Origin of the sequence: Paenibacillus sp. GM2FR (genome assembly GCF_002803325.1) — a bacterium.
Classification (GTDB): domain Bacteria; phylum Bacillota; class Bacilli; order Paenibacillales; family Paenibacillaceae; genus Paenibacillus_AQ; species Paenibacillus_AQ lautus.
In genome coordinates, this window is record NZ_MKZM01000008.1 from 4,281,438 (window position 1) to 4,294,411 (window position 12,974).

At 51.0% G+C, this 12,974-nt stretch carries 15 protein-coding genes; 4 read left to right on the top strand and 11 right to left on the bottom strand.

Translation table 11 applies throughout. From position 1 onward, the window contains the following. Positions 1 to 11: 11 nt before the first annotated feature. Entirely contained in the window at positions 12 to 818 is an 807-nt protein-coding gene (locus PAEVO_RS19405) for a Cof-type HAD-IIB family hydrolase (RefSeq protein ID WP_100539018.1), read from the top strand. Between the two features lie 130 nt (positions 819 to 948). On the opposite strand, the gene PAEVO_RS19410 is transcribed toward PAEVO_RS19405, so the two are convergent. Further along, positions 949 to 1,710 (bottom strand): TioE family transcriptional regulator, encoded by a 762-nt coding sequence (locus tag PAEVO_RS19410; RefSeq protein ID WP_100539019.1) that lies wholly within the window; start codon positions 1,708 to 1,710, stop codon positions 949 to 951. Between the two features lie 225 nt (positions 1,711 to 1,935). On the opposite strand from PAEVO_RS19410, the gene PAEVO_RS19415 reads away from it, so the two are divergent. Next, positions 1,936 to 2,343, top strand: a complete 408-nt coding sequence (locus PAEVO_RS19415; RefSeq protein ID WP_243390824.1) for a GNAT family N-acetyltransferase — start codon at positions 1,936 to 1,938, stop codon at positions 2,341 to 2,343. A 100-nt stretch (positions 2,344 to 2,443) separates the two neighbouring features. Here the strand turns inward: PAEVO_RS19415 and PAEVO_RS19420 are convergent, their stop codons facing one another. The 4 genes from PAEVO_RS19420 to PAEVO_RS19435 all read right to left on the bottom strand — a co-directional run bounded on the left by PAEVO_RS19420 (position 2,444) and on the right by PAEVO_RS19435 (position 6,036). After that, positions 2,444 to 3,223, bottom strand: a complete 780-nt coding sequence (locus PAEVO_RS19420; RefSeq protein WP_100539021.1) for an MBL fold metallo-hydrolase — start codon at positions 3,221 to 3,223, stop codon at positions 2,444 to 2,446. Positions 3,224 to 3,384: 161 nt separating this feature from the next. Further along, positions 3,385 to 3,621 (bottom strand): hypothetical protein, encoded by a 237-nt coding sequence (locus tag PAEVO_RS19425; RefSeq protein WP_071222624.1) that lies wholly within the window; start codon positions 3,619 to 3,621, stop codon positions 3,385 to 3,387. Further along, positions 3,618 to 4,646 carry a TIR domain-containing protein gene (locus tag PAEVO_RS19430; RefSeq protein WP_100539022.1) on the bottom strand — a complete coding sequence of 343 codons (1,029 nt, stop codon included), beginning with the start codon at positions 4,644 to 4,646 and terminating at the stop codon, positions 3,618 to 3,620. Before PAEVO_RS19430 ends, PAEVO_RS19425 begins: the two co-directional genes overlap by 4 nt. 112 nt (positions 4,647 to 4,758) lie before the next feature. Then, positions 4,759 to 6,036 (bottom strand): serpin family protein, encoded by a 1,278-nt coding sequence (locus PAEVO_RS19435; RefSeq protein ID WP_100539023.1) that lies wholly within the window; start codon positions 6,034 to 6,036, stop codon positions 4,759 to 4,761. A gap of 189 nt (positions 6,037 to 6,225) precedes the next feature. Here PAEVO_RS19435 and PAEVO_RS19440 point away from each other — a divergent pair, with 189 nt between their 5' ends. Further along, the gene (locus PAEVO_RS19440; RefSeq protein ID WP_100539024.1) at positions 6,226 to 6,792 is read left to right on the top strand and encodes a GNAT family N-acetyltransferase; all 567 of its coding nucleotides are present in this window, start codon (positions 6,226 to 6,228) and stop codon (positions 6,790 to 6,792) included. Between the two features lie 236 nt (positions 6,793 to 7,028). Here the strand turns inward: PAEVO_RS19440 and PAEVO_RS19445 are convergent, their stop codons facing one another. Genes PAEVO_RS19445 through cysT form a run of 4 tightly spaced genes read right to left on the bottom strand, consistent with a single transcriptional unit; the run spans position 7,029 to position 10,798 of the window. After that, positions 7,029 to 8,087: a sulfate ABC transporter substrate-binding protein gene (locus PAEVO_RS19445; RefSeq protein WP_100539025.1), complete on the bottom strand. Its 1,059-nt coding sequence runs from the start codon at positions 8,085 to 8,087 to the stop codon at positions 7,029 to 7,031. A gap of 35 nt (positions 8,088 to 8,122) precedes the next feature. Continuing rightward, positions 8,123 to 9,187 (bottom strand): sulfate/molybdate ABC transporter ATP-binding protein, encoded by a 1,065-nt coding sequence (locus tag PAEVO_RS19450; RefSeq protein ID WP_100539026.1) that lies wholly within the window; start codon positions 9,185 to 9,187, stop codon positions 8,123 to 8,125. Position 9,188: 1 nt separating this feature from the next. Next, positions 9,189 to 9,986, bottom strand: a complete 798-nt coding sequence (locus PAEVO_RS19455) for a sulfate ABC transporter permease subunit (RefSeq protein ID WP_071222618.1) — start codon at positions 9,984 to 9,986, stop codon at positions 9,189 to 9,191. Continuing rightward, the gene (gene cysT / locus PAEVO_RS19460) at positions 9,983 to 10,798 is read right to left on the bottom strand and encodes a sulfate ABC transporter permease subunit CysT (protein ID WP_100539027.1); all 816 of its coding nucleotides are present in this window, start codon (positions 10,796 to 10,798) and stop codon (positions 9,983 to 9,985) included. Before cysT ends, PAEVO_RS19455 begins: the two co-directional genes overlap by 4 nt. Positions 10,799 to 11,097: 299 nt before the next feature. Here cysT and PAEVO_RS19465 point away from each other — a divergent pair, with 299 nt between their 5' ends. Next, positions 11,098 to 11,499 (top strand): secondary thiamine-phosphate synthase enzyme YjbQ, encoded by a 402-nt coding sequence (locus PAEVO_RS19465; protein WP_100539028.1) that lies wholly within the window; start codon positions 11,098 to 11,100, stop codon positions 11,497 to 11,499. Between the two features lie 181 nt (positions 11,500 to 11,680). On the opposite strand, the gene PAEVO_RS19470 is transcribed toward PAEVO_RS19465, so the two are convergent. Together PAEVO_RS19470 and PAEVO_RS19475 are read right to left on the bottom strand one after the other, a co-directional pair. Next, entirely contained in the window at positions 11,681 to 12,274 is a 594-nt protein-coding gene (locus tag PAEVO_RS19470) for a TetR/AcrR family transcriptional regulator (RefSeq protein WP_100539029.1), read from the bottom strand. Positions 12,275 to 12,280: 6 nt separating this feature from the next. Beyond that, positions 12,281 to 12,913 carry a YigZ family protein gene (locus PAEVO_RS19475; RefSeq protein ID WP_100539030.1) on the bottom strand — a complete coding sequence of 211 codons (633 nt, stop codon included), beginning with the start codon at positions 12,911 to 12,913 and terminating at the stop codon, positions 12,281 to 12,283. Between the last annotated feature and the right edge of the window lie 61 nt (positions 12,914 to 12,974).

A 12,974-nucleotide genomic window follows, 5' to 3' on the forward strand; every position in this document is an offset into this window, starting at 1 on the left:
GAGAGATACCCATGACAACTTACAAATTGATGGCGATCGACATTGACGACACCCTGATCAATGACGATAAGGAAGTAACCCCCGGCGTCCAGCAGGCGCTTGAGCAAGCCGTAGCCCACGGTGTCGTTGTGACACTGGCAACCGGACGTGCCTATGCGTCGGCTCAGGCAATTGCCCGTCAAACCGGACTTAATGTTCCTATTATCACCTACCAAGGTGCCTTAATTAAAAATCTGCTCGACGAAAAGGTTCTCTACGAACGCTTCGTTCCCGTCGACGCTGCCGTGAAGCTGTATGAATACTGCGTAGAGCATAATCTCCATCTGCAAACCTACATCGATGACAAGCTTTATGCCCGTGAAGAGAACCAGAAGCTGATCGATTACTGCGCCCTGAACCGGACGCCGTATTATATCGAGCCTGATTTTATGAAGATGGTTCAGAAGCCGACCCCGAAAATGCTCATTATTGACGATCCCGACTATCTGGATGAACTGATCCCTGTATTCCGCGAGCTGCTGGGCGATGAAGTGCATATTACCAAATCCAAGCCTCATTTTCTTGAATTCATGCATAAGGAAGGCACGAAAGGACATGCCCTCACCTTCCTAGCCGATCATTTTGGCTGCGATCTCAAGGAAACCATCGCTGTCGGCGACTCCTGGAACGATCACGAAATGCTGGAGGCCGCCGGACTTGGCGTCGCTATGGGCAATTCGATTGAGCCGCTTAAGGCGATTGCCGATTACGTAACGCTTGGGAATAACGAAGACGGCGTGAAACATGTCATTGATAAATTCGTGCTTAACCGAGGTTAATATCCGGGACAAATAGATATACGCAAATAAGCCTCCATGATATCCATGGGGGCTTGTTCATGTCTATACATTGAGTCCATGGGTTCATTAACAAGTAAATGGGCAGCGGAAAGCCGTCTCGGCCTATCCATCATTCCCGGTCCGGGTTAAATGTTAGAATCGGCTTCAGAAGTGCCGCATCGTTGAACTCCAGCAGGCCTACCTCCATGCACAGCTCCATCAATTTATGGATGCCGTTAAATTGCTGCAGATTCCGCTTATGAATGACGGATAACGCTTCGCGAACCATTTTTTGGGCCTGCTCAATGCTTTGATGCTCCACGGCCTGAATAATCTCCTTGATGCTCTCCAAGTAATACACGGTGCGCCTTAGCGAGCGAATCAGCAAAATCTGCCTGACTTGCGATGGGCTGTACAGCCGATATCCATTCTCGGGATTTCGATCCGGGGTGATCAACCCTTCCTTCTCCCAGTGACGGATGGCGGACGACTCCACGTTGGTCAGTTCGGCGACTTCCCCGATCGTCATATGGGCTTTGAGCTTTCTGTCTTTGATAATGTTAAGCTCCGGGTTCTCGAGCAAGGCAAGCGTTTCGCCCGCAATATTTTTTTCCTGCTGAAGCTTGACTTGCTCCCCATTCACGATCCAGAGGGCTTCATCCATCTCCCTCTTCTGAATGTGGCGAATCACATCATAAGTAACCGCGTAACCGAACCCGGGAAACATGGCGCGGAGACAACGGAAGTAGGCCAGATGCATCTGCGTGTATAAACGGTATCCTTTCTCGTTCCGGTCAGGAGGGGGTACCACTCCCCAAGATTCATAATGCCTTAAAGCACTCGTGCTGATTTGCAGCTCTTTGGCGATATCTTTCGGCTTGTAGTAATGCACGCCGGTTCCCTCCCCAATCACGATTGAGAACCTACTTTACCAGAATCGCAGGCCATTGGCAAACCTTAAATTAAAACATTAAAGTGCTATGAGAAGGTCTACGGGACAACATCCTCGGCTTGGTTGAATTTGCTACAAGGCATCTTCTCACTTGCATCAATGTTGTATATTGAGTGTTGTAGAGGCAAGTGGAACTCATTTCTTAACAGCGGGAGGCTGATTATGATGAATATGCACATAACCGAAGAATGTCCACAGCGTAAAGAATACATGGACCTAAGATTAGATGCAGGACTGCCTGAGGTTGAGATTTCGGCCATAGAGACGGCGCTAAACCGCAGCTTGCTGTCCCTTCTAGCCCGAGACGGCAATGACCAGCTAATCGGGATGGGAAGGGTCGTGGGCGATGGCGCGTTCTATTTTCAACTGGTGGATATTATGGTTGCGGACTCCTATCGGGATCAAGGGCTTGAAGATACGATCGTGTCCGAACTGCTGGCTCGCCTGAAAAAAATAGCACCAAGCGGAGCCGAGGTCACCGTCATCACGGACGTGCCCGGAATCAAGCTGTACCAGCATGCCGGCTTCAAGCTGCTGTACCCTGATCGATACGGCATGGCCAGGTCTGTGTAAGAGAGCGGAGCCTTCAAACCTGTGCAAGGCATCCCACTGGGCTGCGAAATCGCCTCCGCTACATTTTTGCACTCCTAGTCACACAAACTCACTATTTTTTTCATTTACTCAGCTTTACGGTCATCCCCGTCCTCGCCACACGGACTCCCTCCGGAAGAGGCAGCTCCTTCCGAACATCGACGTCATGAGACATATGGGTATACACCGTTTGGCGAGGCTTCACCTCGGAGAGCAGCTCTGCCGCTTCCTTCATGTCATAGACGGAGCGCGTCTCGAATTTGGCGGTTTCATGAACAAAGCTGGTCCCCAGCACCAGGAGATCCACACCTTTCAGCGGCTCCTTTTCCTCAAGGCTTAGATTAATCGAATCCGAGTTGTATACCCATGTGTACCCGTCCTTCTGGAACCGGTATGCGTAGGAATACCCGTTCTGGCCATGGTTTACCTTCCAGCAGGAAATCTCCCAGCCGCCAAGCGTCATCCCATCGTCCACAGCCGTCATCTCCATCTGGCGTGGAAGCCATGGGTACTGGCGTACAATCTGCTCCAGCACCTCGGCAGGGGCGTATAACCGACCTTTTTCCCTCTGCCATCTGCAAGCATCGCTCCATTCCGGAAGGCCGCCGATATGATCAAAATGGGCGTGCGTAACCAGCATATCGCTCATCTTCCGCTTTCCCAGCCCTTCCATCATCGAGCGCCAATCCGGGCCGCAATCGATCATGAAGGACGTTTCGCCGCACTCCACCATCACGGAAGAGCGCAAACGCCGATTGATTCCCGTATTCCGGGCTTCCGTGCATACCTCGCAATCGCAATATACCCTTGGAACGCCCATGGCATCTCCCGTTCCCAAAAAAGTTAATGTATCCCCGCTCACATGGCATCCCCCACTTGTGTTTATAGATTCGTTCTTGGTTATGCAAACCTTGTCCCTATATTGTATAAGCGCACAAAGAAAAAACAAAGACCGCCCGGCTCATCCCGAACGGTCTTTCGTCATTTCTGTCATACGATAGATATGGCTATGATAGCAATTCATTAAGCAAACGAGGGCTTATTATCGTCAACGGCTCCGCTGATGACCTTGACGTATTTCTTATCTACACCTTCTACGGAAGGACCAACATATACACTATTCTTGCTTGGGCGTCTAACCGAGCGCTTCCGGGATTTCAGCGTACTCATCATCGGTACGGGTCCCCGAACCACCCAGCTGCTGCCATTGGCGGACCCCTGCGGATGACCTGACGTTCTCTTCTTCTCATTCCTGCTCACGACGAATCCCCTCCAACTAAATGCCTGATGGTACGAAGCAGCTCACGATTCTGTTCTACAACCTCCGCGAGATCTTCATCCGTAAGAATCTCATGTCCCGTAAAATGCACGGACAATACATGATTTACACCTAAAGGATAGCAGAACACATACACCTGTGCAACTTCCTCTTCGTGATAAAATGCCCATTTTCCACTATTATAGACATCCATCACATAAATCGACTGGTTACTTGGCGAATGTTCCTTATTCCCATCGAACGGGAAATACCGTCCTCTACCTACATTACCCCCAATTTGGGCAATGCCTTCATCTCTTCGGCCCCAGAAGGCGGCGCCGGTCACCCTGAAATCCCCTGCAGCCGGCGGGAGCAAGGAGTTTCGGACAGCTTCACTCAGTGCATGATATTTTTCCGATTCATCCGTCACATGCACATTTCGATTATATTCCCAGAAAAAATGCAGCACACTTTGCTTGCGCCTCAGCTCTGCATCCTTCTGCTCAATCACGGTGCTCGGGTTGTTGTAGAACCCTTCGGTTTCGATCGCACTCAGAATATGCCCGCAAGCGACATCGACCGCTGATTTGTAATCGTCATCGCTTCGCAGTTCGTATTCGAGCAGCGTTAAGCCCTGCAGGTCGGAGAGTAGATGGTAATCCTTAACAATAACGTCTTGAACGGAGCTGCTGTCTGCCTCCACTTGATCCGGGATGATGCAGTACACCCTTCGCCGCCCGAGCCTTCCCCAATACAGCCCCATCTCGAACAACGTGTTGTCGCGGGTAACAAATACATGCTTGCCTCGAATGAGTGCGACATCATCCGGAGAAAAGACGAACACACCAAAATCACTGGACGCCAGCTGTTTCTCCAAAGCTTCCATCGTATACATGTTCGCCCCGAACGTTCCGCCGTACCAAGGTGTCACTTGAGCGGATCGTTTGAGCTGTTCGTGGATCGCCCTTGCATACTTGATGGCCTCTCTGGAAGAACCTATGAATAAATTCGGCTTCGGTATGGTCATAGGCACATCCTATTCTCCCTTTGTTATACATTTTAGTCTTATTCGACCATTATAACAAAGTTGCCTATTTTTGGGTGAAAATTATGGCAGGCGCATGTTGGTATAGTATATGCTACGGTTTCAAAACAGACCCCATAAATAACCATGCACCCGTGTCCCGATCTTCAATGGCAAAGAAAAAAGGGCGGTTGATATTCATGGCGATCGGCTCGGTAGGCTCGGCGCTTTCCGTTATTCCCACCGCTGTCACAGCTGCAGCCTCTGTCCCTTTTTCGCTGACATCGACAATTGTCCGGTGTGTGACATGATCGATCCAAAATCCATCCCCTTGTTCGGCCATTTCGCTAAAATCAGCCTCGGCGGTATCAAACGCTTTGACCATGCCAAGGCTCTTAAGGGCATCCGGAAGCTCGAAGCTCTGCTCCGCCTTGAACTTGGGCAGACCGAGCTGAACCGTCTCGTACGAGTAATCGCCTTTCCAGACGGACGCATCCTTCCACAGCTGCCGATGCAGCTTATCCATCGATGAGGATTCCTTCGGCAGGATGACCAGCATATGCATCCGGCCGTCTCCATATGGAATGCGAATGGCCTGCCAGGACTCCCCTTCTTTATAGCTGTATCGTCCTTCCCGCTTCATCATCGGGACTTTTTGAGTGGTGCCGTCAGATAGCGTGAATTCTTCATCCACGGTATTCGCCGGATCAAATTCATCCGTCCATCCTCCATTGAAATAAATGGCATTGATCAGGACCGCAACACCCCCTGGCGGCTCATTATATATCGAAGGGATCATGCCGCTGGTCTTGTCATTCACCCACTGGTTAATCTCATTCATCGCTTCCTCCTGCTTAAGGTCCGTCTCCCTGACCTCCGCGCCATAACTGTCCTTTACGGCTTCCATATAGGACTCCTTCAGCTTAAGACCTGGCCGGTGCCACACGGAATTGGCCACATTCAGCACGACGCCTCCCCCGTTCTCCAGCAATGATCGCAGCTGGCGGTTCCCATCGTTGATATGGGCCACACTCATGCCCTTCCATCCAAGTACGTCGGACATCTCGGCGGCCGTATCGCCCGCTGTCCCGTTATAGGCCAGTGCCAAAGCTTGCGTAATGCTGTACGGAGAAATAATCAGATTACCGTTCGAGTACTCCGGGTTATTCGATAACGCTTGATGCAATCGTAAGCCAAAATCATTCTGCGCTTCCACCATGCCGGTATCAATCTTGGTCAACACCTCTTTGCGTTCCTGAGCCGACAATTCCTTCACTTTGGGCTGCTTATGCACAATGTCTTGCGGTTCCCCTGATTGGATCTCGCTGCCCGGAGCGCAAGCGGTAAGCCCAATAAGCAAACATAGGCCTGTGAGTATCTTTATTTTCCGCATAACCTTGTCCCCCTTCAATGTCAGATTCTTTGTCTATCTACTATTGACGGAATGACGTCACCTAATGTTTCATATAAAGGAGCATTTATCCAAATTCAGTTGGCAATCAACTTCATCACCGTTACAATGTAGAGAATCAGCACCGTACTTCAGCCTATACAGAATACAGAGCGAAGGGAATTTCTACATATGCAAAAAATCCGCCTTGAAGGCAGCAAAGTTACGCTAAGATCCAGGAAACCCGAGGATACCCCGGTTTTATATAATCTGATCTATGGCACCAAGAATCCGGAATGGAAAAAATACGACGCTCCTTATTTCCCGCTCAAGCCGATTTCCTACGAAATATTTGAAACGCAGTGGAACGCCGACTTCGAAACCGATCAATTTCCGAATGACCTGCTCATCGAAGCGGAGGGAAAGACGATTGGCATCGTCACGTTCTATTGGGAGCATGAAGCCTCACGCTGGCTGGAAGCCGGAATCCTGATATACGATCCGAGCCATTGGAGCGGCGGGTACGGCACCGAAGCGCTGTCGCTGTGGATTGAATGCCTGTTTCAAAATCTCACCATTGCCCGTGTCGGCATCACCACCTGGTCCGGCAATCCGAGAATGATGCGCTGCGCGGAGAAGGTCGGCATGCAACTCGAAGGCCGCATGCGGAAGTGCAGATATTACGCGGGCGTCTACTACGATTCCATTCGCATGGGCATTCTGCGCGAAGAATGGGAAGCTCGGAAAGCCCAAGTATAAAGCAAAATTGTTACTGCACAATCCGTATACGTGGCATCCTTGCAGCACACGAGGCGTCATTCAAACGATTGCTAATGTTCTCTACACAAATAAGCGAGCCGGCCCAGGAGATCCTGGACGGCTCGCTTTCTCTTTTTTTGATCGACGGGCCATTTACGAAACGGAACTCAGCACACGACTATCCCTCATGAGTCACCCTCATGTGTCCATCCAATCGCTCCGTCTGCGATCGAGCGTCATAGCCCGGCGAGCACCTGATACCAGACTCCGCGCTTGGAATACAGCGTCTCGCGCACGTGATCCCATCCGCCCAGATACTCGATATCGAATAGCCCCGGCGGGTTGGAAAACTGATCCTTCGTCTGTTCATACACCGATTCTTCAACCGGACGGAACCCATATTTCACGAATATGCTCTGCGCCTCCGGCGTGCGCAAGTACTCCACAAAAGCCGCCGATACATCCTGCGTGCCATGTTTTTCAGCGAAACGCTTGACGACTGCAGCAGGATTCTCGATCAGCATCGTATGCTGCGGCACAACGATATCATACTGGACGCCTTGGGCAATCCGGGCAAGCAGCTCATTCTCATACGTTACGATTACATCTCCGACCCCGTATTCAAAGGCCGCCATCGAAGCCCGCCCGCTTTTATCGAGCGATTCCACATTGCGGTGAACCGCTTCAAGGAAAGCTTTCGCTTCGGCAGGATCACGCTTTCCGTTCTCTTCCGATTGTTTCAGCCCCGCGCCGTAGATCGCGTTAATGTCCCACTGCGCACCGCCCGAGGTCTTCGGATTCGGATACAGCACCTTAACGTCCGATCGGGTCAGATCGTCGAAATCCCGTATCCCCTTCGGATTTCCCTCGCGCGTGCCGAGAACGACAATCGAACGTGTCACCATGCCGTTATACGGCTGAGATTTCCATTCGGGGTCCACAAGCCCTTCCCTGACCAGCTTGTCGACATCCCCTTCCATAGCAAGCAGCGTGACGTCGGCCTCGAATCCGCCCGTGATGGCACGAGCTTGTGTTCCGGAAGCCTCGTAGGACTCCTGAAACCGAATGGTTTCTCCCGTCTGTTCCTTCCACTTCGCTTGAAAAGCAGGGATGATCTCGGACAGGGCGTCTCTGGCCACGCTATACGCGCCCAGAACGATCGTTCTCTCTCCGGCTGGGGATGTCACTTCCTCGCTATCCGGCTGATCACTGACGCATCCTGCCATGAAAAAACTGAAGAGAAGCGCCATGCCAACCAGCAGGAATGAGGTACGTTTCATATTCAAGATCCGCATGAATGAATCCACTTCCCTTCGGATATTTTGACCCATCAGATCATAATTGGCATCGGGTCGACCTTCAGTCGATTCTCCTCGATCCAGCTGTGCTCCTCATTAAAGAGATAAGCCCGGTGAACGAGGACGCGGACCTCTTGACCCGGATACAGCGTTTCCTTCTCCAGTGAACGGTAGGTGATCAGCTTATGTCCCTTAACCTCCACCTCCACCAGCCATTCGCTGCCGCGGAAATGCAGATGACGAACGATCCCCGTCTCCGTTGCAGACAGCACGCTGAAATCATGCTTGTTTCCAATCTCGATATATTCCGGGCGAATCAGCGCACGCGTCGCATTCTTGTTAGCCGCTGCCTCAAATCCCTTCAGCTCGGCCGCGCTCGAAATCACGGTAGATTCCCCTATGAATGAAGCGACAAACGGCGTCTTCGGCTCCTTGTAAATATCCCAAGGCGTCCCCTTCTGCTCAACGCGCCCCTGATTAATAATCATAATTTCGTCGGCGACTTCAATCGCCTCATCCTGGTCATGCGTAACAAAAATCGATGTAATGCCGACCCGCTCGATCAGCTCGCGAAGCCAGGAGCGCAGCTCCTGACGGATCTTTGCATCGATGGCGGCGAACGGTTCATCCAATAAGAGCAGCTGCGGTTCGGGCGCCAGCGCTCTGGCAAAGGCTACACGCTGACGCTGTCCGCCCGATAACTGGTGCGGATAGCGGCTCTCGAAGCCTTTTAAACCGGTCAGCTCCACCAATTCCATCACCCGGTCCTTGATGATGGCTTTGGGAGTCTTCTTCACCTTCAAACCGAAAGCGATGTTATCGAACACGGTCATATGTTTAAACAAGGCATAGTTCTGGAACACAAAGCCGATCCCGCGCTCTTGCGGCGGTAGATCATTGACGACTTGGCCATGAAAGGAGATTTGTCCGGAGTCCGGATTCTCAAGCCCGGCCAGCATGCGCAGGATGGACGTTTTACCGCCTCCGCTGGGCCCCAGAAGTCCGATCAGATGTCCCTTCTCAATCTCAAAGCTGACATCTTTGACGGCATGAAACGTACCGAAATGCTTGTTCAGATCGCGAACTTCCACATGCATATCAATGCACATCCTTTCTTTTTTTGGCCCATTCCATCAGCAGCAAAAGTCCTACCGAGAAGGCAGCCAATACCAATGCGACGCCATTCGCCGCAGCCACGTTAAAATTCTCCACATCCTGATATACCAGCGTCGTCGCCGTCTGAGTTTTGTTCATGATATTACCGGACACCACCAGCACGGCACCAAACTCGCCCAATGAACGGGCTACCGTGAGCACCAGGCCATATACGACAGCCCACCGGATGGAAGGCCACGTTACTTTCCGGAACGTTGTCCATTCGTATGCCCCTAGCGTCGCTGCCGCTTGTTCCTGATCATTTCCAATTTCCTGCAGGACAGGCATGACTTCGCGAACCATGAGTGGAAACGTGACGAAGAGTGTCGCGATCACCATGCCCGGGAAAGCATATACCACCTTAAACCCGATCCCTTCAAAAAAACCGCCAATGATGCTGTCAGGTCCGAGCAGCAGGACAATCATCAAACCGCCGATAACCGGCGATACAGCGTAGGGCAGATCGACAATGCTGTTCAGGATGCCTTTGATCTTTCGGCTGAGCCAATTCGCCCGTACCAGGTACAACGCCATCATGATGCCAAATAACGCATTAAAGAACGTAACGAATACCACAATAAGACCCGTCATCATCAGGGCATGCAAGGCTTCCGGCCTGAACAGACCTTCGGCAAACCCGCTCAGCCCTTTATCAAACGCGCCGATCGCAATTCGGGACAGGGGAATGATTAGCAGAATGATAAATACGGCGTACGTAAGTCCGATCCACAGACGTCTCAAACTCGTCTCCCCCTCTGCTGAACGGCATTGATCACCCAGAGGATGATGAAAGAGAGGGTAAGGAGCAGAATCGACACCGCAGCTGCTCCAGCAGGATTATCGCTCTCGACCTCACCAAAAATAAAAACCGATGCAATCAGCGTTCTTCCCGGAATGTTGCCGGCCACCAAGACAACGGCACCGAATTCGGCCAATGCCCTTGAGAATGCCAGCATCCCTCCGCTGATAATCCCCGGCAGCATCGACGGCAGGATAACCTTAAAAAAGGTTCTCGTCCTGGAAGCCCCCATCGTATAGGCCGCTTCTTCCTCCAGCGGGTCAAGCTCCTCCAGCAGCGGCTGAACCGCCCGGATAACAAACGGAAACGTGACAAACATCATCGCTATCACAATCGCGGGCTGGTGGAACACAATTTCAAAACCCAATTTCTCTGCCAAACCACCGAGAAAGCTCCCGGGTCCTAGCAGCAGCAATATCATCAGACCGCCTACGGCTGTCGGCAGCGCAAAGGGCAGGTCGACCAGACTGTTCAGCAGCGTCCTTCCCGGAAACTTATAGCGTATAAGCACCCATGCAATCATCGTTCCGACAAGCACGTTGATGAAAGTAGAGATGACGCCCAGCTTGATGGTAAGCAGCACAGCTTTCCATGCTATCGGATCCATAATGCTCTCCGTAAAATGACTCCATCCTGCAGAGAATGATTGCACATATACCCCAAAGATCGGCAGTACGATCAAGGCAAGAAAATAAAGCAGTACGGTACTTCGAAACCCCCAAGTCCAACCTTTATGACGAATCCATGTTGTCATATCGTATCCCTCCCGCCTCCGGATGGCATTCCGGTCGACACTTTCCCAAACCATCTTTATATTTCCTATTTGTATACTTGGTTTTCTTTACACATACTTTACCAAAAGCGGAATCCCATCGTCAATCCATCTTTTGCACTTTATCGGGTAAAATAATAGAAATGGGAAGAAAAACGTCTGTCGACGTACTTTCTCAGTAGACAGACCGCATTTAGCGGAAGTTTTTCTTGCGAGATAAGGATGCTAAGCTTCGGATGTTTATACTTTCTTATCTCTTAAAAAATGAGGAGGTATGGTACATGCTGTATACCGGTGAATTGGATACGCAAGGTCGTGATGAGATGAGGGATATTACAAGGGAGATCCACTCCTACGTAAAACAAAGCGGGGTCCAGCAAGGAACGGTCCTGATCTATTGTCCGCATACGACGGCGGGGATTGCCATCAATGAGAACGCGGATCCCGATGTGAAGCGGGACGTCCTGATGTCGCTCGATGAGGTCTATCCTTGGAATCATCCCAAGTATCGCCATGCGGAGGGCAACACCGCTTCCCACCTCAAATCGATCACCTGCGGCCCTTCCCAGACCGTTATCATTCAGAACGGGCACCTGCTTCTCGGACGTTGGCAGGGCATTTATTTCTGCGAATTCGACGGTCCATGGCAGCGCCAATATCATGTGAAGATCATGGAAGGATGATCCCTTAAATAAGATGTATGTTGACGCCAGCGTATGTATAACAACACAAAAAGCAGACAGGCACATGCTAGGGGGCGTGTGGACCTGTCTGTGTTTTATTCATTAGGTGATTGACGTTTCAACGCTAGGTCGTTGTAACGGATTGAAGTATCAAACTGCACGTCTTGGCAGCATTTAAAGATCAGACCCTGCTGTACAGACTCCGGCATAACACTTTGATATGGGTAAGAGCGGCTGGTTTAATCTCATCAAAACCAATTCTGTCCTGAATATAATACGATATAAATCCATGCAGCGACAAAAACAAAGTCAGCGGAACGGTTCGCCGTTCTTCCTCACTGTAATTCTCCTCAAGCAAATACTGACGGACCAGCATAGCAAACATTTCAAAACAGCGTCCCTGCTCAGAGCGACAGTAGGACAGCAGCTCTTCGTCCCGAATCATGAACATGATTTCGTACTGGTAAGGATTATCCAGACCGAAACGAACGAATTCCAGCATCAGCTGCTCCAGCTTCGATACCCCGTCACAGGGAGGCTTTCCCGAGACATCCAACAGCAAATCATTTAGATCATTAAAGTCCTTCATGACAATGGCGTAGAAAAGCTCCGCCTTTTCCTTAAAATGATAATACAAGGAGCCGTGGCTATAACCCAGATGCTGCCCGATGCTTCGCATCGATATGGCCCTGTATCCTTTGGTTATGAACAAATGCCTGGCTGCTTCCAGTATCCGCTCTCTCGACAACTCGCGTTCTACAGCTCTTCTTGCCATATTATTTTATTCCCCTTCAATAAAATAAAGCCGCTCTCCCTCCGTGATCAAGGACTGCCCCTGTGTCAAATCCACCATCCAAGTCATAAAGCTCTCCGCATCACCATCGAGCGGCAAGCAGGTCAAGGTTACCGTGTCGGCAAAGTTTGTCTCTCCCATTCGAACGCCCCGGTTACGAAGCTCGTTCTCCACCTTACCCAGCCAGGTATAATCCAGCTCCACGAAAATCTCCCGATGCAGAACCCTTGTAATCGGTTCGCCTGACTCAATTGCAGCCACGGCTCCGTCGGTGTACGCCCGGATCAATCCGCCCGCACCCAGCATAATGCCGCCAAAATAACGCGTGACCACAATGGCTACATTCTTCCGCCCCTGATTGCGGATCACCTCGAGAATCGGCTTACCCGCCGTTCCGCTCGGTTCCCCGTCATCCGATTGCTTCTGAATCTCATCCCGCTCGCCGATCATATAAGCGGAACAATTATGCGTAGCATTCCAATGTTTTTTCTTGATCTCTTCAATAAAAGCGACGGCTTCCTCTTCCGTTTCAACCGGCATCACATGCCCGATGAAACGCGATTTCTTGATGACAATCTCTTTGGAGCCCGCCTGACGTACCGTTTTGTAACGATCCAGCATGAAACTACAACCACCTCTATATTGCCAAGAAAGCAGTCCACGGCAACGATATGCCAGCGGA